The following is a 21,042-nucleotide window of genomic DNA, read 5'->3' as shown; positions in this document are numbered from 1 at the left end:
TGGGATATTTTCAGAGCCATGACCGAGAAGCCGCACGGAGCCCTGCCGGTCCCGTACGTGCCCGGCATGTCCGGACTGTCGGTCATGGCCAGGGGTGGGTACGCGACCGTCTACCGGGCCATGCAGGACTCGGTCGGGCGCGAGGTCGCCATCAAGGTGGAGAACCGCCGCCTCGAGAGCGACCGTGACCAGGCGCGCTTCCTCCGTGAGGCGCGCGCCGCCGGCCGCATGTCGTCCCACCCGCACGTGGTCGACCTCTTCGACGTCGGCGTCACGGTCGACCAGCACCCATACCTGATCATGGAGCTCTGCGACGGGTCGTACCTCGATCGCATGCGCCGCGCCCCGCTCGGTGCCGAGGAGGCGCGCGACCTCGGCGTCAAGATCTCCGACGCGCTGGTGCACTCGCACGCCAACGGGGTGCTGCACCGCGATGTGAAGCCGGCGAACATCCTCTACTCCGAGTTCAACCCGGCGGTCCTCGCCGACTTCGGCCTCGCCGTGCTCGGCGAGATGCGCGACTCGTCGGTCACCCTCGAGGTGCTCACCCCGGCCTACGCGCCGCCCGAGATGTTCCGGCACGACGACCCGTCCGACGCGGTCGACGTCTACGCGCTCTGCGCCACCCTCTACGCGGTGATGCGCGGGCGCCCGCCACGCTGGGACGGCGACCGCAGCCCCAGCCTGATCACGCTGATGGACCTGTTCAACCAGCCCATCCCCGACCTGCCCGGCGTCCCGCCGCAGCTGACCCAGGTGCTGCGCTACGGCATGGCGAACGACCCCAACTCCCGGCCCACCGCCCGCGAGCTGCGCGACCTGCTCGCCGGGCTCCAGCTCGGCCCCGGACCGGCCCAGCAGGTCCCGCCGCAGCGCCACACACACGGCGACGAGACGCCGACCGTGCGCACGGTGAAGCAGACCAAGCGCAAGTGGCTCTTCGGCCTACTCGGGATCGAGGACCGCTAGCAGCTCGCCGGTGTCCACCTCGGTGCCCGGGTGCACCGGCAGCGAGGCCACCACGCCGGCGCTGGGGGCGTGCACGGGGTGCTCCAGCTTCATCGCCTCCAGCGTGAGCAGCAGCTCGCCGGCGCGCACCCGCTGGCCGGGCACGACCAGCACCCGGCGGACCGCGCCCGGCAGCGGGGCGATCAGCGACCCCTCGACGGCCTCGGGCGCCGGCATCGGGAAGCGGGACAGCTCGCGCAGCGCCACCGAGCCCTCGGGGCTGTCCACGTACGAGACCTCGCCCACCCGGTGCACGTTGAAGGTCAGCCGGATGCCGTTGACGTCGAGCACCACCTGCTCGTCGCCGGCGCGCACGACCACCGTCTCCGGATAGTCGTCCACCACCGGCGCCTGTCCCAGCCCGGCCAGGTCCAGCTCCTCCGGGTCCACGGTGCGCACCCACCAGCCGGCCAGCTCGCCGTGCCGGTTCATCCGGTAGCCGACCTCGACCGGGCCCGCCGGGCCGTCGTAGACCGCCGTCTGCGAGCCGGAGGGCACGTTGCGCCAGCCGGAGGGCACGGCCGCGAGCACAGCGGCCTCCGCGCGGCGTGCGGCGGCGCCGGCCAGGGCCGAGGCGAGACAGGACAGCCGTACGGCGTCCACGGCCGACAGGAGCGGGGCGAACACCTCGGGGCGCCGGTCGAGGAAGCCGGTGTCCACGTCGCCGGTGCGGAAGGCGTGATGCCGCAACGCCCGTACCAGAAGATCGCGGTTGGTCGCCACGCCGTGGATCTGCGAGCGGGTCAGCGCGGAGGCCAGCATGCGCGCCGCCTCCTGCCGCGTCGGCGCCCAGGCGACGAGCTTGGCGAGCGTGGAGTCCTGGTGCGCGGCGATCACCGAGCCGTTCTCGACCCCCGCGTCGAGCCGCAGGCCCGGCGCCGGCAGCGGGCGGAACCGGCCGGCCACGTCCGGCACGGCGAAGCGGTGCAGCGTGCCGGTGGCGGGCAGCCAGGCGTACGCGGGGTCCTCGGCGCAGATCCGCACCTCGATGGCGTGACCGCGGATCGGCGGCGGGCCCGGCATCGGCAGGCTGCCGCCCTCGGCCACCAGCAGTTGCAGGCGCACCAGGTCGTAGCCGGACACGCACTCGGTGACCGCGTGATCGGCCTGAAGCGTCGGGGTGAGTTCCATGAACCAGAAGTCGCCGCGCGCGTCGAGCAGGAACTCGACCGCGCCGGCGCCCACGTAGCCGAGCGCCCGCACGGCGACGATCGCCGCCCGGCATAGCTCCTCGCGCAGGCCCGGGTCGACGGCCGGCGACGGGGTCTCCTCGACGATCTTCTGGTAGCGGCGCTGGATCGAGCACTCACGCTCGCCGAACGGCACCACGGCGCCGTGCTCGTCGGCGAGGATCGGCACCTCGATGTGGCGGACGTCCTCGACGTACGGCTCGCAGTAGACCTCGCTGCCCACCTCGCGGCGGGTGGAGGCGATCGCCTCGATCAGCGTCGTCGCGTCGCGCACCACGCGCAGGCCGGTGCCGCCCGCCCCGTTGTCCGGCTTGATCAGCACGGGGAAGCCGGGCACCTCGTCCGGGTCGGTGAAGCTCGGCAGCACCGGCACCCGGGCCTCGGCGACCAGCGCCTTGGTCTCGGTCTTGCTGCGCAGGATGCCGAGCGTCTTGGGCGGCGCGCCGACCCAGATCATGCCGGCGTCGGCGACCGCCGCGGCGAAGTCCGGGTCCTCGGCGAGCTCGCCGTTGCCCGGGTGGATCGCGTTCGCCCCGGACCGCTGGGCGGCCGTGATGATCAGGTCGCCGCGCAGGTACGACGAGCGCGGGGTGCCGCCGTCCAGGCGTACCGCGTAGTCGGCCTCTGCCACGTGGGGCGCGTCGGAATCGGCGTCGCAGTAGACGGCGACCGTCTCGATGCCGACCAGGCGGCAGGTGGCGAACACCCGGCGGGCGATCTCGCCACGGTCGGCCACCAGAAGACGTCGGATCACTGGTCTACCTTTCCGGGTCGGAACACACCGATGTGCCCGGCGCCCTCGACGGTCGCGCTGTGCGCGGCGGAGAGGCAGAGACCGAGGACGGTACGCGTGTCGCGAGGGTCGATGGTGCCGTCGTCGTCGCCGTTGGCCACCGGGCCGTCGGCGGGCCAGCTGAACGAGAAGCGGGGATCACCGGTGCGGCCGCTGTTGAGCGCGAGCAGCGGCACGGTCGAGTGCGCGAGCGCGTCGATCTCGCCCGGCCCGAACGACTCGGTGGTCTCGTCGCGCTGGATCAGCAGCAGCGACGTGTCGGTGGCGTTGGCGAGCTGGATGAAGTGCACCGCCTTCTGGGTCTCGGCCGGGGTGTGCGGGGCGCCCGAGGCCGCCAGGACGCCGACCGGGTAGCCGTGCAGCTCGCCCCAGCCGGCCAGCAGGGCCGTGCCGACGGCGGGCTTGAACTCGTCGAACTCGCTGCCGTCGAGGACGCGGGCGAGCAGCTCGCGCGGGTCGTAGAGGGTGGTGAGCGCGAGCAGGTCCTCGGCGTCGTACTTCGGCTCGGCGGGCGCGGCGGTGCGCGGCTGCGGCCCCCGCTTGCGCCAGTTGAGCCGGCGTACGCACTGGCGGGCCAGGCGCAGCCCGTCCCGCTCGTCCTCGGCGAGCTGGTCCGCGACGTCCTTGGTGGCGCGGGCCGGCTGTGGCTTGACGGTGATCGTGTAGTCGGAGAGCGCCGGCAGGTAGGCGGCGATGCCCTCCGCGGGGCCGAAGACCACGCAGATCGCGGGCACCCGCTCGGCGGCGAGGCGGCTCAGGTCGCGGGCGATCCCGCCGCGCGGCTGCGGCCCGCCGGGCGGGGTCTCGGCGGCCGACTCGACCAGATTCACCAGCGGCAGCCGGTTGCACGAGGAGATCCGCGCGGCCCGCCGGATCTTCTCGACCGCGTACGGGTTGACGGGACCGCCGTCGACCGTCGGATCGGTGGCGATGATCATGCATTCGACGCCCTCGACGGCACCGATGCCGGTGACCACGCCGGCCCCGACCGGGAACTCGGTGCCCCAGCCCGCCACCGGCGACAGCTCGAGGAACGGGCCGTCCTGGTCGAGCAGCATCTCGATGCGCTCGCGGGGCAGCAGCTTGCCGCGGGCGTGGTGGCGGGTGACGGCCCGCTCGCCGCCGCCGGCGCGGGCCTCCTCGAGCGCGGCCTCGAGCCGGGCGAGCCGGTCCGTGGCGGTGCCGCAGCCCTCGAGATAGCCGGGGGTGCGCGGATCGAGAGCCGTGTCGAGCACAGTCACGAGGGAACCCCGATGCGCTGCTTAACGCCCCCTGCCATGTTCAAAGCCGCGCCCTCTCGTATCCGCCGGTGCCTCTCGACCACCTCCACAACGAGTGGTCGAGCGGGTGCGACACGGATGCGAAAGGCGCGGCTTTGTCGCCTTTTCAGGTGTTACAGGGTGGGATCAGACACGCGCGCGCCGAGCCAGGCGCTCGGGGTCCAGGATGATCACGCTCTTGCCGTCGAGCCGCAGCCACGCGCGGGAGGCGAAGTCGGCCAGGGCCTTGTTCACCGTCTCGCGCGAAGCGCCGACCAGCTGGGCCAGCTCCTCCTGGGTGAGGTCGTGCGTGACGCGCAGCACACCGCCGTCGCGGGTGCCGAAGCGGCCCGCCATCTGGAGCAGGTTCTTCGCCACCCGGCCCGGCACGTCCGTGAAGATCAGGTCGGCCAGCGCGTCGTTGGTGCGGCGCAGGCGCCGGGCCAGCACGCGCAGCAGCTGCTCGGCGATCTCGGGGCGGTTGTTGAGCCACGGGCGCAGCGACGTCTTCTTGAGCCGGGCCAGCCGGGCGTCGGTCACCGCGGTCGCGGTCGCCGTGCGGGGACCGGGGTCGAACAGGGAGAGCTCGCCCACCATGTCGGACGGCCCCATGATCGAGACCAGGTTCTGCCGGCCGTCCGCGGCGCGGCGGCCCAGCTTGATCTTGCCGGACAGCACGATGTACAGGCTGTCACCGGCCTCGCCCTCGTTGAACAGGACGTCGCCCTTACGGACTTCGACCGTGTCCATCTCCTTGGCGAGCGCCTCGGCCGCCTCCGGGTCCACGCCCTGGAAGATTCCGCTGCGCGCCAGTACCTCATCCATCGTCGCACCTCCGAACACGCGCAACGCCTGCGCTCGATCAGTCTAGGCGCACGCGGGCGGGAATCGGGCGGGCACCCCTTGATCCGAATATCGCAGGGTAACCGTTCCGACCGTGACGGGCTGTGCAATTCGTCGCTTCAGGTGGGCGACGACGAGCCATTCGACGGGTCGTCCGCGTAGCAACCCGAAGGTATCGTCGCGGTCGATGAATTCCCACCCCCCGCATCGAAGGCAGGGTCTTTTCGGCCGCCCTGTCCTGACAATCACGATTGTCCTGGCGGCGCTGGCCGGTATAGCTGCCGGAAGTGTCGCATTCGCGAATCGCGACCGGGGCTCCTCGGACTCGGAATGGCAACAGCCCGGCGCGGCCGCGGCCCCCGATTCCTCGACTTCCGCGGCCGCACGGCCGACCGAGGCCGCTCCCGTCTCCGCGGACGGCACGATCACGCTCTCCGCGACCGGCGACATCATGATGAGCAACGCACCGGGCAAGCTGCCGCCGAACGACGGCGAGGGCTTCTTCGACTCGGTCAAGGCGGGCCTCGCCTCCGACCTCGTGATGGGCAACCTCGAGCAGCCGCTGACCGAGGACACCGGCACCTCCAAGTGCGGCGCCGGGTCGGGCAACTGCTTCGCGTTCCGGTCACCGCCGTCGTACGCCCAGCACCTCAAGGACGGCGGCTTCGACCTCGTCAACACGGCCAACAACCACTCGAAGGACTTCGGCGTCAAGGGCGCGCGCAACACGCGCCTGGCCCTGGCCGAGGTGGGCGTCAAGGCGACCGGCAACACCGACGAGATCACCGTCGTGGACGTCAAGGGCGTCAAGGTCGCGGTCGCCGGCTTCTCGTCGTACGTGGGGGCGAACAGCCTGATCGACCTCGACCAGGCGCGCTCCGTGGTCGAGAAGGCCAAGGCCCAGGCCGACCTGGTCGTCGTGCAGGTGCACATGGGCGCCGAGGGCGCCGACGAGCAGCACGTGAAGCCGGGCACCGAGACGTTCTTCGGCGAGAACCGGGGCGACCCGATCAAGTTCAGCCACGCGATGATCGACGCGGGCGCCGACCTGATCGTCGGGCACGGGCCGCACGTGCTGCGGGGCATGGAGTTCTACAAGGGCAAGCTCATCGCGTACAGCCTGGGCAACTTCGCCGGCGGCGGCAAGACGCTGAGCCGCACCGGCGTGCTGAAGTACGGCGGGATCCTGCACGTCACGCTCGGCAAGGACGGGTCGTACGCGGGTGGCAAGTTCGTCTCCACGTACATGAACGGCAGCGGCCTGCCGACGCGCGACTCCGCCAACGAGCAGTCACGCAAGCTCGTCGCCCAGCTGAGCACGGCCGACTTCCCGTCGACCGGGGCACGGATCGGCACGGACGGAGCGATCAAGCCCGCCGCGTGAGACGGGGATGTCGTACCCGCGACGTACTCTTTAGCGGTGACTTCGGTGGTGCGGTCGGTCAAGCGGTTCGCGGGAGAGACGCCCATCGGGCGCAAGAGGCGGGCCCGCAAGATGGCCAAGGTCCTCGCCGAGACCCATCCCGACGCCCACTGCGAGCTCGACTTCACCACTCCGCTCGAGCTCGCGGTGGCGACCATCCTGTCGGCCCAGACCACCGACGTGCGGGTCAACCAGGTGACGCCGGGCCTGTTCAAGCGCTATCGCACCGCCGCCGACTACGCGGCCGCCGACCGGGCGGAGCTCGAGGAGACGCTCCGCCCGACGGGCTTCTTCCGGGCCAAGACCGACTCGCTGATCAAGCTGGGCAACGCGCTCGTCGAGAAGCACGACGGCGTTTTGCCCGACAAGCTCGACCAGTTGGTCGCCCTGCCCGGCATCGGCCGCAAGACGGCGAACGTGATCCTGGGCAACGCGTTCGGCGTGCCGGGCATCACTGTCGACACCCACTTCCGGCGGCTCACCAACCGCTTCGGCTGGGTCGACGAGGACGACCCCGTCAAGATCGAGTTCCTGGTCGCCGACCTCATCGAGAAGCGCGACTGGACGATGCTGTCGCACCGGGTGATCTTCCACGGCCGTCGCGTCTGTCACTCCCGCAAGCCGGCCTGCGGCGCCTGCACGCTGGCCACCATGTGCCCCTCCTACGGCACCGGCCCCACCGAGGCCGCCGCCGCGGCCAAGCTGCTCAAGGGCCCGCGCGCCCGCGAGCTGGCGGCCGCCGCGGGCGTCGACCCCGACCTGGTCCCGGCCGCCGCGGTGACCGCGCCGGAGGCCCCGTGAGAGTCTCGCGCCTGTTCGCGGCCCTCCTCGTCGTTCCGCTGCTGGCCGCCACCGCCGCCTGCGGCGACGACTCCGCCTCCGCGTCGCCCTTCGGCGGCTGCTCCTCACTCGGCGGGGCCGCGGCGCCCAACGATCTGCCCGACCTGAGCCTGCCCTGCTTCACCGGTGACGCCTCCGTCTCGCTGCGGTCGCTGAAGGGCCCCGCCGTGATCAACATGTGGGCGTCCTGGTGCGGTCCGTGCCGGGCCGAGCTGCCGGTCATGCAGAAGCTGTCCGACTCGGGCAAGGTCACCGTGATCGGCGTCGACACCGGCGACACCCGCGAGAACGGCGCCGATTTCGCCTCCGGGAAGGGCGTCACGATGCCGACCCTCTTCGACGCCGACCAGGCGTTGCTGCACAAGCTCGATCGCATCAACCTGCCGACCACCGTCTTCCTCGACGCGAACGGCAAGTCGTCCGTGCACAATCTGCCCCTGGACGCGGACACCCTGGCCGAGCAGGTCGACAAGCTCCTCGGCGTAAAGGTGACCCTGTGACCCTCTTCGAGCGCCCCGCCGGCCTGCCGTCCTGGTTCGAGCCGCTGCTGACCCGCGCCGCCGGCGCCCGCATCGAAGACTTCACGCCGCTGCGCGCCCCGAAAGGGGTCGGCCGGCCCAGCGCGGTCCTGATCCTCTTCGGCGAGGGGCCCGACGGTCCCGACCTCCTGGTGCTCCAGCGGGCCGCCACCATGCGCAACCACGCCGGCCAGGCCGCCTTCCCCGGCGGCGGCACCGACCCCGACGACGCCGACGCCGCCGCGACAGCGCTGCGCGAGGCCCACGAGGAGGTCGGCCTCGACCCTGCCAGCGCCGAGGTGCTGGGCGTGCTGCCCGAGCTCTACATCCCGGTCAGCGGCTTCGTGGTGACCCCGGTGCTGGCCTGGTGGCGGCACCCCCACCCGGTGTGCCCGCGCGAGCCCGCCGAGGTGGCACATGTCGCGAGACTGCCGATCAGTGAACTGGTCGACCCCGCGAACCGTATCCGGGTGCGGCATCCCAGCGGCTGGGTCGGCCCGGCCTTCCAGGTCAGGGGGATGCTGGTCTGGGGCTTCACGGCAGGGGTGATCTCGACGGTGCTCGACATGGGTGGCTGGACAAGACCGTGGGAGCCCGGAGCTCTCGTCGAGCTGCCCGACGCGGCGGCGCCCGTGCCGGCCACCCGGGCCGGCGGACCGGACGAGGTTCTGCCGTGAACCGGCGGTGGCCCGGCGTCTCTACCCTGAGTGAGTGCCCGTGGTCGATGTACTCCTGATCGTGCTGATGCTGATCTTCGCGATCAGCGGCTACCGCCAGGGTTTCGTCATCGGCGCGCTCTCGCTCGGCGGCTTCTTCAGCGGCATGCTGATCGGCCTCCAGCTGGGCCCGCTGCTCGCCGAACGCTTCACCGACGACTGGGCCCGCCTCGTCGTCTCGCTGATCGTCATCTTCGCGCTCGCGGTGCTCGGTCTCACCCTGGCCGGCTGGGTCGGCATCCGGGTCCGCCAGGCCATCACCAACAAGTCGCTCCAGGCCGTCGACGACGCCGGCGGCGCGGTGATCTCCCTGCTCTCGGTGCTGCTGGTGGCGTGGCTGCTCGCCGTGCCGCTGAGCACCACCCCGTTCGAAGGGCTCAACCGCGAGGTCCGCAACAGCGCGATCCTGCGCGGCGTCAACGACCTGATGCCCGAACAGGCGCAGAACCTGTCGTCGGCGCTGAGCGAGACCCTGAACACCAACGGCTTCCCCGACGTCTTCGGCGGCCTCGCCCGCACCCAGGCGAGGCAGGTGGCGGCGCCCGACCCGGCGCTGAAGAACTCGACCGTCGTGCAAAAGAGCAAGCGCTCGGTCATCAAGGTGCTGGGCACCGCGCCGAGCTGCTCCCGGCGCATCGAAGGCTCCGGCTTCGTCTACTCCAACGAGCGCGTGATGACGAACGCCCACGTGGTGGCCGGCACCCGGGACGTGTCGGTGGAGGTCAACGGCCGCCGCGAAGACGCGACGGTGGTGGTCTACGACCCGAAGCGCGACCTGGCGGTGCTCTACGTGCCCGGCCTGACCGCGCCGGTGATGCCCTTCGTCAAGAAGCAGGCGGCGACGGGCGCGAGCGCGATCGTGCTCGGCTACCCCCAGGACGGCCCGTACGACGCCCAGTCGGCCCGCGTCCGCGACGTCGGCGACATCACGGGCCCCGACATCTACGAGGCGCAGGACGTCACCCGCGAGATCTACACCATCCGCTCCCTGGTGCGCAGCGGCAACTCCGGCGGCCCCCTGATCAGCCCCACCGGCCAGGTCATCGGCGTCATCTTCGCGGCCGCCGCCGACGACAAGAACACGGGCTTCGCCCTGACCGCGGCCGAGGCGGCCCCGGTGGCCCAGGCCGGCGTCACCCGCACCCGAGGCGTCAAGACCGGCGACTGCGCGTAGCCTTCCTAAAAGGATCTTGACGGGATTTCCTCGCGTCGATACGGTGCCGTTTCATGCGAACGGTGTCGATCTTCGGTGGGGCGGGTATGCGTGTCGCCGTCTCTGCCCTTCTGTGTGCCGGTCTCCTGACGGCCGGTCCGGCCCGTCCCGCCGTGGCCGCGAGCGACACCGTGCGGCTTGACGTCGGGCTCGCCGAAGGCGCCGACCCCTTCACTGTCCTCGACCCCCTCGGCGACCTGGTGGTGAGCCACCACCAGGTCACCGGCTTGCCCGCGGTCGCCATCGACGTGGTCGCCGACCAGGCCGACACGGCCCTCGCCGCGCTCGCGTCCGCCGCCGGTGTGCGATACGCCGAGCGCGGCGCTGTCGTGGGCGCGGACGGCGAGGTGAAGCCGAGCTCCTGGCGGGTGCTTCAGGTCCCCGAGGCGTGGACGTGGACCACCGGCGCGCCAAGCGTCAAGGTCGCCGTCGTGGACACCGGGGTGAGCCCGACCGACGATCTGGGCGCCGGTCGCCTGGTGCCCGGCTACGACGTCGTCGACGGGGACACGGACGTCACGGATGCCGACGGACACGGCACCCTCGTGGCCGGTCTCATCGGCGCCGCTCCGGACAACGGCGTCGGCACGGCCGGCGTCTGCCCGCAGTGCGCGATCATGCCGGTACGCGTGATGGCCGGCCGGCAAGGGACCACGGCCGACGTCGCCGCCGGCATCGCCTGGGCCGCCGACCACGACGCGCAGGTCATCAACGTGTCGCTGAGCACCGCCACGCCGAGCCGGCTGCTGAAGGACGCCGTCGACCACGCAGCCGCCGCGGGCTCCCTGGTCGTCGCCTCGGCCGGCAACGTCAACTCGACAGCGCGGCGGTATCCGGCTGCGTACGACTCCGTCCTCGCGGTCAACCAGTCGGGAACGCTGAAGAACACCTTGCGCGACCAGTGGGCCGACGCGAGCGCCTACACGGGCGCCGCCCTGGGACCGGACGGCAAGCTCGCCTATCTCGTCGGTGCTTCCGGAGCCACCGCGACCGCGTCGGGTGTCGCCGCGCTCGCCTTCTCGATGAAGCCCACTGCCACCCCCGAAGAGGTGTGGACCGCCATCCGCGGGGCGGCGCCGTTTCCCTCGACCGGCACCTACGCGTTCCAGCCGCGTGTCCTCAACGCGGCGCAGGTGGTCTACGGCTTCGGTGGCACCGACACGACGAAACCCAAGCTGGTCAAGCCGGGGTTGACCGAGAACGAGCTGGTGCCCGCCAACGGCGTGCCGGCCATCGCCGAGGCCACCGACGACCACGGCGTGCAGCGCATCGACTACGTCATCGGCGGGACCGTCGTCACCTCGGCCCGCCTCTCCGGCAGCCAGGTCCAGATCCGCCCGCCCGCGGGGTTCAACGGCCCGCTGCCCGTCACGGTCATCGCGTACGACTATGCCGGCAACCCCGATCCGGTCACCGTCACCGTGCGGGCCGACACCGTCAAGCCCACGATGACCCTGGTGTCCCCGAAGCCGACCGAAGCGGTGCACGGTCACACGGTCACCGCGACAGTCGCGATGCCGGACACCGACATCGACTACGTCTACTCGGTCTACCAGGCCAACAACACGGTCAGCTACCTGTCCAGGGTGGCGGGAACGAACCTCTGGCGGGGCACCGTCCCGCTGGACCCCTCCATGACGCTCTTCCTTCTCGCCGTTGACAAGGCGGGAAACCCGACCTACCTGACGCATACCGTGCTCGCCGACAACGCTCCGCCGGCCGGTGGGGTGGTCGGGCCGGCCGCCGGTACGAAGGTGCGGGGCACGTTCACCAGCACGCTGGCCGGTGTCACCGACGTCAGCGGGGTCGCCAAGGCGGAGCTGTGGGCCAACGGCAAGCGCGTGGGCGCCGACACGGCCGCGCCCTACGCGCTGGCGGTGAAGACCGGCACGTTCAGCGGAAACGTCGCTCTCGTGTGGCGGGTGACAGACCGCTGGGGCCTGTACCGGACGCTTCCGGCGCGCACGGTCGTCGCCGACAACAGGCCCCCGTCCGTGGCAGTCACCAAGGCCCCGGCGAACAGGGCGAAGGTGAAGGGCATCGTCAAGGTCTACGTCAAGGCCGCCGACACCAGTGGCATCGCCCGGGTAGAGCTCATCGTCAACGGCAAGGTTGTCGCCAGGGACACCACCAGCGCATACGTTCTGAGCCTCAACACCAGGAACCAGAGCAAGACCCTCAAGATCCAGGTACGCGCGTACGACCGGCTCGGCAACGTCGCCACCACGGCGACCCGTGTGTGGTATCGCTGACGCGCCACGCCCGGTGCCGCGCTTCCCCGTTCTCCCGGCTGAACGGGCGCCTCCGAATCGGATGGCCGCTAGGTTGTGCCGGCGAAGCGGCGGATCGTCAGCAGGGCGGCGACCGCGGACACCAGGAACAGGGCCGCGGCGGCCCACCAGTTGCGGCGGGACGAGACCGGGGTGGCCATCACCGGCGCGGCGCCGCCGCCCGACTCGGCGTCTTCGGTCCGGGGGGTCAGCGGGGTGAGCCCGTCCGGGGCCGACTGGGCCTGGCCGGGGACCGGGGCGCTGCCGAAGCGGGCGATGCCGGGGGACGGGTTGGTGTCGAGTGGGTTGTCCAGGGTGGCCGGGATCGAGGCGGTCAGGGCGCCGACCGGGTTGACCATGCCGTAGCCGAACGTGGCGTCGCGGCCGGGAGTGCCCAGGTCCTTCGCCGTACGGATGATGCGGCTGATCACCTCGCCGGCCGGCATGGTGGGCCAGCGTGAGCGGATCAGCGCGGCGGTCGCCGAGACCATGGGGGCGGCGAAGCTTGTGCCCTGCACCTTCCAATAGGTGCCGCCGGAGCGGGCGCCCACCAGCTGGGTCGCGGGGGCGGTGATCACCGTTTCCTTGCCGGTGATCGAGCCGGACCACAGGGCCGTGCCGTCGCGTTCCATGCCGGCGACCGCGAGCACGCCTGGTTCGCGGGCCGGATACCAGACGTCTGTGCCGGAGGAGGCGCTGGTGTTGCCCGTGCAGGCGATCACCACGACGTCCTTGGCGAACGCGTAGTCGAGGGCCGCCGCGAGGGCCGCGCTGCTGCCGTTGCCGCCGAGCGAGAGGTTGATGACCCGGGCGCCGTGGTCGACGGCCCAGCGGACGCCGCGCGCGACGATCAGGGCGTCGTCGTAGCGATTTTCCTCGTCGAGCACTCGTACGGGAAGGATCTTGGCTTTGGGCGCTATGCCGACGACGCCGTTCTGGTCGTCGCCGCGGCCCGCGATGATGGCCGAGACCGTGGTGCCGTGGCCGACCAGGTCGGTGTCGCCGTCGCCGGACGCGTTGACGAGGTCGAGGCCGGGAAGCACCTGGCCCTGCAGGTCGGGGTGGGTGGCGTCGACGCCGGAGTCGATCACGGCGACCGTGACGCCCGAGCCGTCCGCGTAGTCCCAGGCGTCGGCGATGTCGAGCGTGTCGAGATGCCACTCGTCGTCGCGCACCGAGTCGCTGAGCAACGGCGCAGGCTCGGCCCTCATCGGCGCCGCAAAAGCCGCGGGCGCTGCAAAAGCCGCGGGCGCCGCAAGACCCGCCGGTCTCGCAAAAGCCGCAGTTGTCTCGAAAGCGGCGGTGGTCTCGGAAGCCGCAGGTGCCCCGAAGGAAGCGGAGGCAGGCGCGACCCCGACCGCGAACACCCCAGCGGCCGCGGCGGCGATCAACCGGCGGGCACGCGCGGGTGCGCACCATCGCGCCCACGCGGGGCGGGACTCCACGCTCGCATCGCTCACGCTCGCATCGCCATTCTTGGTCCGGACGGTCGATGCAGATTACTCCGAAACCGCGCCCGTTTGTCGCTATCGGTCGATGCCAGTCGCACCGGCAGTCTGTTAAATCCTTGGTCGACTCAGTACGGCGGCAGGTGCGCCAACTGAATCAGGCGTACGCCCTCACGCCGCGTGAGCAGCCGGCCGCGGCCCGGTGGCATCAGTGCCGGGCGGATGGGGCCGATCAGCGGGCCCTCGTCGGACGGGCCGGACATCACCAGGCCGGGCGCGGACAGTTCGCGCAGGCGCTGGATGACCGGCTCGTAGAGCGACCGGCTCGCCCCACCGGCCCGCCGGGTGAGGATCAGGTGCAGGCCGACGTCGCGGGCCTGCGGCAGGTATTCCAGCAGCGGCGTGAGCGGGTTCGTCGGCCCGGCCACCACCAGGTCGTAGTCGTCGACCAGCACGAACAGCTCCGGTCCGGTCCACCAGGATCGTTCGCGCAGCTGCTGGGCGGTCACGTCGGGGCCGGGCAGGCGGCGCTCCATGTAGCCAGCCACCGACTGCATGAGCTCCAGCGTCTTCGGCGCCTGGATGCCGTACCCGATGCGGTGCTCCGACTCCGGCAGGTCCATGAGGCTGCGCCGGTAGTCGACCAGGATGATCCGGGCCTCCTCGGGCGCGAACCGCTTGGTGATCGTGGTGGCGAGCGTGCGCAGGAACGTCGACTTGCCGCACTCGGCGTCGCCGAAGAGCAGGAAGTGCGGGTCCGAGGCGAAGTCGATCTCGACGGGCTGCAGGTCGGCTTCCGCGAGGCCGATGGGCAGGCGCAGGCCCGTGCCTGCCTCGACATGCATTTCCTCGTACGGGACGAGCGCCGGCAGCAGGCGCACGCGCGGCGCGACCGGGCCGTGCCAGGTGGCCGCGATCTCTTTGACCAGATCGCTCGTGTCGGCCATGGTCGACAGCTCGGGGCGCACGGTGAGCAGGTGCAGCGCCTTGTTCTTGTCGGTCGGGTGCTCGATGATGCCGCGGCCGGCCTTCTCCGGCACGCTCATCGCGGCCCGCCGGTTGATCGACGAGTCGCTGGGGTCGCCGAGGCGCAGTTCGAGCCGCGAGCCGAACAGGTCGCGGATGCCCGGCCGGAAGTCCATCCACCGCGACGAGGCGGCCACGACGTGGATGCCGTACGAGAGCCCTCGCGTCGCGATGTCCGTGATGACCGGGTCGAGATCTTCGTACTCCTTGCGCAGGGTGGACCAGCCGTCGATGACCAGGAACACGTCGCCGAACGGGTCCTCGTCGGCCGCCGGGTTGGCGGGGTTGGCCCGGCGCCGCCGGTAGGAGGCCATCGAGTCGATGCCCATCGCGGCGAAGCGCGCCTCCCGCTCGGCGAGCAAAGTGGACATCTCGCCCACCGTACGGCGGACTCCCACCGTGTCGAGACGGCCCGACACCCCGCCGACGTGCGGGAGGTCGCGCAGCGTGCCGAGCGAGCCGCCACCGAAGTCGAGGCAGTAGACCTGCACCTCGGCAGGGGTGTGCGTCAGCGCCAGGCCGCAGATCATCGAGCGCAGCGCCGTCGACTTGCCGCTCTGCGTCGAGCCGACCACCGCCACGTGCCCCGCCGGGCCGGACAGCTGCAACCACATGACGTCGCGGACCTGCTCACGCGGCTTGTCGATCAACGCGATCGGCACCTGCAACGCGCCGTGCAGCTCCGGATTGGCGAAGGCCAGGCCACGCGCCGGATCCGCGACGACCGGCCCGAGCAGCTCGTCGAGCGCGGCGGACTGGTTGAGCGGCGGCAGCCACACCTGATGCGCCGGCGGGCCCTGGCCGCCGAGGCGGTCGACCATCACGTCGAGCACGCTCTCGCCGGCGGGGATCTGCTCGGGCTGCGGCTCGACCGGCTTCACCGGCTCGGGCGCGGGCACATAGCGGGTCGAGTACGAGAGCACCTGCGGCTCGGCGCCCGCACCGCCGGCCGCCGCCCGGGCGCCCGCCTTGCGCAGCGGGCCGGAGACGTACGCGGCCTTGAAGCGCAGCAGCGGCTCGGTGCCGAACTTGAGGTAGCCGTGACCGGGCGAGCGCGGCAGCTCGTAGGCGTCCGGGACACCGAGCACCGCCCGCGACTCCAGCGCCGAGAAGGTCCGCAGGCCGACCCGGTAGGACAGGTGGGTGTCGAGGCCGCGCAGCCGCCCCTCCTCGAGGCGCTGGCTGGCCAGCAGCAGGTGCACGCCGAGCGAGCGGCCCAGCCGTCCGATCTGGACGAACAGGTCGATGAAGTCGGGCTTGGCGGAGAGCAGCTCGGAGAACTCGTCGCAGATGACCAGCAGCGACGGCAGCGGCGGCAGGGCGGCGCCGCCCGCGCGGGCCTTCTCGTAGTCGCGCAGGCTCGCGTAGTTGCCCGCCTTGCGCAGCACCTCCTGGCGCCGGATCATCTCGCCGTCGATCGCGTCCACCATGCGGTCGACCAGGGGCAGCTCGTCGGCGAGGTTGGTGATCACGGCGGCGGTGTGCGGCAGCCGGTCGAGCGAGGCGAAGGTCGCGCCGCCCTTGAAGTCGATGAGGACGAAGTTGAGCGTCTCGGACGAGTGGGTGGTGGCCAAGGCGAGCACGAGCGTGCGCAGCAGCTCGGACTTGCCGGAGCCGGTCGCGCCGATGAGCAGGCCGTGCGGGCCCATGCCGTCCTGCGCCGACTCCTTGAGGTCGAGCTCGATCGGGCTGCCGTCCGCGCCCACGCCGATCGGCACGCGCAGCTTGTCCCTGTTCGGGCGGGGCATCCACGCCTGCGCCACGCTGAACGTCTCGGGATCGCCGATGCCGAGCAGGTCGGCGAGCCCCATCTCGGCGGCGAGCGGGGTGTCCGCCGACTTGGACATCGCCGCGAGCCGCAGCGGCGACAGGCGCCGGGCGACCGCCTCGGCCTGCTCGACGCTGAGCCGGTCGGGCGTGCCCACCTCGGCCTCGTGCTCCATCGAGTACGTGTTCAGCACCCGCCGGCCGCCCGCGTGCGCGACCTCGAGCACCAGCAGCGACCGGTCGAGCAGGCGCGGCGGCTGCTCGTCGAGGTCGAGCACGGTCACGCCGTCGATGCCGTCGTCGAGCTGGGTGGCCCCGCGCAGGTCGGCGCCGTCCAGCACGATCACGACGTGTGGCGTCGTGGTGCTCGCGCCCATGGGATTGAAGCGCGGCCGGTTGCCGATCACGTCCTCGAGCAGCTTCTCGAGGTCCTGCCCGGCGCTGGCGACCAGCCGCACGTGGCCGAGCGCGTCGGTGCGCGACGGGTGCAGGTTGTGCGGCAGCCACTTGACCCACTCCCAGTCGGCCCGCCGCTCGGGGCCGGCGCAGACCGCGACGATCAGGTCGTCGGGCGCGTGGAAGGTGGCGAGCTGGCAGACGATCGCGCGGGTGAGGTCGTGCACGCCCCGGTCGCCGCGCAGGAAGACCCGGGCGAAGCCGCGCAACGAGGCCGCTACCGGCAGGTCCGGGACCACGGAGTAGGCGTCGAGGAAGCGCCGCAGCGCACCGGCGGTCATCGGCTCGAGCTCGTCGAGCGGCCGGGTGACCGGCGGGACCAGCGGCGTGGCCAGCGTCTGCGGCCCGACGGCGAGCCGCACCACGCCGAAGTCGGGGTCGCTGGTGCGCCGCTCCCACACCCGGTGGCTGGACGCGGTCGACCAGAGCGTGGCGGGGTCGGGGTGCCGGTAGAGCAGGCCGACCCGCTGCTTGCCGGCCGTCTCGCGGACGCGCTTGCGCAGGCCCGAGAGGTGCCGCAGGTATTCGCGGCGGGCGGCCATCATCTCGGCCTTCTTGGGCGAGCCGCTCGCGCCGAAGCTGGTGGTGAGCATGGCGATCGAGGAGATGCCGAAGAGGCCGCCGACCACATAGGAGTAGGCGCCGCCGCGGCCCTGGCCCATCATCATCGCCATGGCGACCGAGCCGCCCAGCATCGGCAGCGCCATCATCGCCTGCTGCCAGCGGCCGCCGGTCTGCTGCGGGATCTCCGGCGGCGGCTCGACAGCGATCTCCCCGGTCGGGATCTCCGGCGCCGGGCGCCGTGCCGACCGTTTGATCACCACCGTGCTCATGCCGCTTTTTGTCCCTTTCGTCCACAAGGGCCTGTGTCCCCGTGTGGCCCATCGTAGGTAAAGTCAGCTAGCCAACGCATTCACCTATAGAAAAGGGTCATATGCCGTGAGCATCGGACTGGCTCGCGTGACCATCAGCGCCCCGCAGCGCCGCATCGACGTGGCGCTTCCCGAGCACGTGGCGCTCGCCGAGCTGCTGCCCGAGGTGCTGCGGCACGCCGGCGAGGGCCTCGCCGACGACGGCGAGAAACACGGTGGCTGGGTGCTGCGGCGCACCGACGGGGTCGCGCTCGCGACCACGCAGGGTCTTTTCCCCCAGGGCGTACGCGACGGCGAAGTGCTCCATCTCGTCCCGGCCCACGACGAGTGGCCCGAGCTCGAGTACGACGACGTGGTCGAGGCCATCGCCGAGGGCGCCCGGCGCCGCGGCAGCGCCTGGACGCCGGCCTCCACCCGCACGGCCACGCTCGTCGCCGCGGGCGCGCTGCTCGCTGTCGGCCTGGTCGCGGTGCTCGCGGCCGGTCCCGTGTGGCAGGGCGCGGCCTTCGCGGGCCTCGGTCTCGCGGTGCTGCTCGCGCTCGCGGGCGTGACCGCCTCCCGGGCGTACGGTGACGCGCGCGCCGGCGCCGCTCTGGGGGCCTATGCGATGCCGTACGCCTTCGCGGGCGGCGCGGTGCTCGTCGCGACCGACGACCGCGTCGGCGTCGTCGGGCTGGTCTCCTGGCTCGGCGGCCCCGAGCTGCTCGCCGGCTCGGTCGCGCTGCTGCTGATCGCGGCGCTCGGCGCGGTCGGGGTGGCGGCGTCGCTGCGCCTGTTCACGGCCGGCGGCGTGGTGGGCCTGTTCGGCGCGCTGACCGCGCTGGTGGCGATGTTCACCGACGCGGCGGGCGCGGCCGCGGTGCTGATCTCGGCGCTGGTCTGCGGCATCGGTTTGCTGCCACTGCTGGCGATCCGGTTCGGCAAGATGCCGACCCCGCCGGTGACTCTGCCGACCGGCACGGACGCCTCCGAGGGCTTCACCGGGGCGACGGTGGCGAGCTCGCTCGACGCGGCCCGCGAGAGGCCCGACCGGGCCACCGTCTTCGCGGCCGTGTCCCGCACCGAGGAACTGCTCGCCGGCATGCTGCTCGGTCACGCGGTGCTCGCGGTGGCGGCGTTCGGCGTGCTGGCGCTGGCCGGCACGCTCTCGGCGCGCATCCTCATCGCCGTCTCCGCGGCGGCGCTGCTGCTGCGCTCGCGGCTCTTCGTCACGCTGCGCCAGCGGGTGCCGCTGGTCGTGGGCGGGCTGGCCGGTGTGGCCGCGCTCGGCGTCGACCTGATGCGCGGGGCGAGCTCCACCATGCTGCTCGGGCTGACCGCGGCCGCGCTGGTCCTCGCCCTGATCACGGTGGTGGCCGGCGCGACGTACTCCCGCAAGCCGCCGTCGCCCTATCTGGGCCGGGCCGCCGACCTGCTGGACACGCTCGTGGTGGTGTCGGTGATCCCGGTGGCGTGCGCGGTCGTGGGCCTCTACGACGCGGTCGGCAACATCAGCCTGTAGCCGTCCCGCCGGCCGAAAAAGGCGGCCGCATCAGCGATGCGGCCGCCTTTCACCGGGCGATCGGGTGACTCAGTGCTCGTGGCCCTCGGCCTCGGCGGCCTCGGCACGCTTGAAGGAGGCCACGATCTCCTCCTCGGCCTCGACGCGGCCGGTCCAGGTCGCGCCCTCGACCGACTTGCCGGGCTCGAGGTCCTTGTAGACCGTGAAGAAGTGCTGGATCTCCAGGCGGTCGAACTCGCCCAGGTGGTGGATGTCGCGCAGGTGCTCCTGACGCGGGTCCTCGAACGGCACGCAGATGACCTTGTCGTCGCGGCCCTTCTCGTCGGTCATCCGGTACATGCCGATCGCCCGGGCCCGGATCAGGCAGCCCGGGAAGGTCGGCTCCTGCACCAGCACGAGCGCGTCCAGCGGGTCGCCGTCCTGGCCCAGAGTGCCCTCGATGTAGCCGTAGTCGGCCGGGTACTGCGTCGCGGTGAAGAGCGTCCGGTCCAGCCGGATGCGACCCGTCTTGTGGTCGACCTCGTACTTGTTGCGCTGGCCCTTGGGGATCTCAACCAATACGTCGAAATCCATTTATCTGCTCCCTTGTTCGCCCGCTGAAGAGAAGACCGGTCCGGCGGGCGGTGAACTGCGGCCGGAACGGTGGCCGACAGGATCCGCGCGCATCGGTGTGCCGGATGTCGCTAGTCTCCCCTAAGTCCGGCGCCGCGTACTAGGAGGGGCACGTGGGGAGGCAAGATTCACACGACGGTCCCCAGCGCGACGGCGTGTCCGAGTCGCATGACGGCTCCAAAAACGGTAACCCGTCGGCCGAGGGCGGCAACGTCACTTCGCTCACTCCGTCGGCCATCGCCGACAACGACGGCACCAATACGTCACTGAATCCCCATAAATCCCCCGCGGCGCACGCTTCGGTGCCCGACCAACGCCCCGCGGGGTCCGATTCACCGGTACGGGCGGAGCCCGCGCCGGATATACGACAAGAAGAGCGAGCCACCCCCGCCGCACCGGAAGATCGACAGGTGCAGCCGCATGACCAGGCCCACCCCGGATCTCCCGCCGGCCCACCGGCCGATCCCGCGCGGCCCGAGGACGTCAGGGGGGACCTGGCGCGCCAGCCCACGCCGACCAGCTCCGCTCAGCCGTCGGGTGCCGCTGGTCCGGTCACTCCGGCCGCTGCTTCGGCCGCTGCTCCCGGTTCCGGCGAGGCGTCCCAGGTTGCCGGCGGCCGGCCGTCAAGCACGGGTCCGGCTCCGAGCGCCGCGCCTGCTGATCGGGTGTCGAGTGCCGCGCCTGCTGATCGGGTGTCGAGTGCCGCGCCCGCTGATCGGGCGTCGAGTGCCGCATCTTCTGATCGGGCGTCGGGTGCTGCACCGGGCGGTTCGCCCCGATCGACAGCGGACTCGGCAGGGCGCGGCTGGTTCGAGCAGGCGGCCCAGCCCTCAACTCAGGGGCCGGCCGAGGGCCCGCGCGGTCCAGCAGAGGGCGGAAGAACCGAACAACCGGGCAAAGCGGCCGAACAAGCGGGCAGAGTCGCGGAACAGCCGGCGAAGGGTCCGTGGTCGAGCGCGCCCGGCAATCCGCCGCCGGCGGCGGCCTCTCAGCCCGGCACGGGTGTCTACGGCTCACCGCGGCCCGCCACAGGCCAGCCGCAGAGCGCCACCGATCATCCTTTGCGCGTCCCAGGTGCCGCTACTGGTCAGCCTTCGGACCCCACTGCCGGCCACACCTCGCCGGCCGCCACCGGTGAGGCCGCGGGTGCCGGACCGGGTCACACCGCAGGTACCGCCGCAGGCCAGGCCGTGGGTGCTGGCACGGGTCGGACCGCAGGTACCGCCGCCGGCCAGGCCGCGGGTGCTGGCACGGGTCAGGCTTCGGGTGCCGCCACGGGCCAGGCTT

14 protein-coding genes are annotated in these 21,042 nt (G+C 72.0%); 8 read left to right on the top strand and 6 right to left on the bottom strand.

The window, feature by feature from the left end:
• Positions 1 to 18 precede the first annotated feature (18 nt).
• The gene (locus tag Ade02nite_RS19415) at positions 19 to 969 is read left to right on the top strand and encodes a serine/threonine-protein kinase (protein ID WP_203765312.1); all 951 of its coding nucleotides are present in this window, start codon (positions 19 to 21) and stop codon (positions 967 to 969) included.
• Here the strand turns inward: Ade02nite_RS19415 and Ade02nite_RS19410 are convergent.
• The 3 genes from Ade02nite_RS19410 to Ade02nite_RS19400 form a co-directional block, all read right to left on the bottom strand.
• Complete coding sequence (locus Ade02nite_RS19410) at positions 946 to 2,952, bottom strand: acetyl/propionyl/methylcrotonyl-CoA carboxylase subunit alpha (protein WP_203765308.1); 2,007 nt, start codon at positions 2,950 to 2,952, stop codon at positions 946 to 948. The genes Ade02nite_RS19415 and Ade02nite_RS19410 overlap by 24 nt on opposite strands.
• The gene (locus Ade02nite_RS19405) at positions 2,949 to 4,232 is read right to left on the bottom strand and encodes a carboxyl transferase domain-containing protein (protein ID WP_203765306.1); all 1,284 of its coding nucleotides are present in this window, start codon (positions 4,230 to 4,232) and stop codon (positions 2,949 to 2,951) included. The genes Ade02nite_RS19410 and Ade02nite_RS19405 overlap by 4 nt, the downstream gene beginning before the upstream one ends.
• 165 nt (positions 4,233 to 4,397) lie before the next feature.
• Positions 4,398 to 5,075, bottom strand: a complete 678-nt coding sequence (locus Ade02nite_RS19400) for a Crp/Fnr family transcriptional regulator (RefSeq protein ID WP_020515203.1) — start codon at positions 5,073 to 5,075, stop codon at positions 4,398 to 4,400.
• Positions 5,076 to 5,280: 205 nt separating this feature from the next.
• On the opposite strand from Ade02nite_RS19400, the gene Ade02nite_RS19395 reads away from it, so the two are divergent.
• From Ade02nite_RS19395 to Ade02nite_RS19370, 6 genes are all read left to right on the top strand, one after another.
• Positions 5,281 to 6,477 (top strand): CapA family protein, encoded by a 1,197-nt coding sequence (locus tag Ade02nite_RS19395; RefSeq protein ID WP_203765304.1) that lies wholly within the window; start codon positions 5,281 to 5,283, stop codon positions 6,475 to 6,477.
• Between the two features lie 36 nt (positions 6,478 to 6,513).
• Positions 6,514 to 7,317: an endonuclease III gene (gene nth / locus Ade02nite_RS19390; protein WP_379036030.1), complete on the top strand. Its 804-nt coding sequence runs from the start codon at positions 6,514 to 6,516 to the stop codon at positions 7,315 to 7,317.
• Positions 7,314 to 7,856 (top strand): TlpA family protein disulfide reductase, encoded by a 543-nt coding sequence (locus Ade02nite_RS19385; RefSeq protein ID WP_203765302.1) that lies wholly within the window; start codon positions 7,314 to 7,316, stop codon positions 7,854 to 7,856. The genes nth and Ade02nite_RS19385 overlap by 4 nt, the downstream gene beginning before the upstream one ends.
• On the top strand, positions 7,853 to 8,551 hold the full coding sequence (locus tag Ade02nite_RS19380) for an NUDIX hydrolase (RefSeq protein WP_239168881.1): 699 nt from the start codon (positions 7,853 to 7,855) through the stop codon (positions 8,549 to 8,551). Before Ade02nite_RS19385 ends, Ade02nite_RS19380 begins: the two co-directional genes overlap by 4 nt.
• Positions 8,552 to 8,585: 34 nt before the next feature.
• Positions 8,586 to 9,764 (top strand): MarP family serine protease, encoded by a 1,179-nt coding sequence (locus tag Ade02nite_RS19375; protein WP_203765299.1) that lies wholly within the window; start codon positions 8,586 to 8,588, stop codon positions 9,762 to 9,764.
• A gap of 152 nt (positions 9,765 to 9,916) precedes the next feature.
• Positions 9,917 to 12,055, top strand: coding sequence for a S8 family serine peptidase (locus Ade02nite_RS19370; protein ID WP_203765295.1), 2,139 nt, complete (start codon positions 9,917 to 9,919; stop codon positions 12,053 to 12,055).
• 68 nt (positions 12,056 to 12,123) lie between these two features.
• Here Ade02nite_RS19370 and mycP read toward each other — a convergent pair whose 3' ends face one another.
• Together mycP and eccCa are read right to left on the bottom strand one after the other, a co-directional pair.
• A complete protein-coding gene (gene mycP / locus Ade02nite_RS19365; RefSeq protein ID WP_203765293.1) occupies positions 12,124 to 13,284 on the bottom strand; it encodes a type VII secretion-associated serine protease mycosin in 1,161 nt (386 codons plus the stop codon).
• A 365-nt stretch (positions 13,285 to 13,649) separates the two neighbouring features.
• A complete protein-coding gene (gene eccCa / locus Ade02nite_RS19360) occupies positions 13,650 to 17,603 on the bottom strand; it encodes a type VII secretion protein EccCa (RefSeq protein WP_203765292.1) in 3,954 nt (1,317 codons plus the stop codon).
• Between the two features lie 106 nt (positions 17,604 to 17,709).
• Between eccCa and eccD the strand changes: the two genes are divergently transcribed.
• Complete coding sequence (eccD, locus tag Ade02nite_RS19355) at positions 17,710 to 19,143, top strand: type VII secretion integral membrane protein EccD (protein WP_203765291.1); 1,434 nt, start codon at positions 17,710 to 17,712, stop codon at positions 19,141 to 19,143.
• Positions 19,144 to 19,212: 69 nt separating this feature from the next.
• On the opposite strand, the gene Ade02nite_RS19350 is transcribed toward eccD, so the two are convergent.
• The gene (locus tag Ade02nite_RS19350; protein WP_203765290.1) at positions 19,213 to 19,716 is read right to left on the bottom strand and encodes an inorganic diphosphatase; all 504 of its coding nucleotides are present in this window, start codon (positions 19,714 to 19,716) and stop codon (positions 19,213 to 19,215) included.
• Positions 19,717 to 21,042 lie beyond the last annotated feature (1,326 nt).

Origin of the sequence: Paractinoplanes deccanensis, assembly GCF_016862115.1 — a bacterium.
In the GTDB taxonomy this organism is placed as follows: domain Bacteria; phylum Actinomycetota; class Actinomycetes; order Mycobacteriales; family Micromonosporaceae; genus Actinoplanes; species Actinoplanes deccanensis.
Note: the sequence above shows the minus strand (reverse complement) of the source record. Positions and strands in the feature narration are given on the sequence as shown.

Coding starts and splice junctions, on each gene's coding strand:
- Ade02nite_RS19415 (WP_203765312.1), top strand. CDS start 19: ATGACCGAGAAGCCGCACGGAGCCCTGCCGGTCCCGTACGTGCCCGGC.
- Ade02nite_RS19400 (WP_020515203.1), bottom strand. CDS start 5,075: ATGGATGAGGTACTGGCGCGCAGCGGAATCTTCCAGGGCGTGGACCCG.
- eccCa (WP_203765292.1), bottom strand. CDS start 17,603: ATGAGCACGGTGGTGATCAAACGGTCGGCACGGCGCCCGGCGCCGGAG.
- mycP (WP_203765293.1), bottom strand. CDS start 13,284: ATGAGGGCCGAGCCTGCGCCGTTGCTCAGCGACTCGGTGCGCGACGAC.
- Ade02nite_RS19395 (WP_203765304.1), top strand. CDS start 5,281: ATGAATTCCCACCCCCCGCATCGAAGGCAGGGTCTTTTCGGCCGCCCT.
- Ade02nite_RS19350 (WP_203765290.1), bottom strand. CDS start 19,716: ATGGATTTCGACGTATTGGTTGAGATCCCCAAGGGCCAGCGCAACAAG.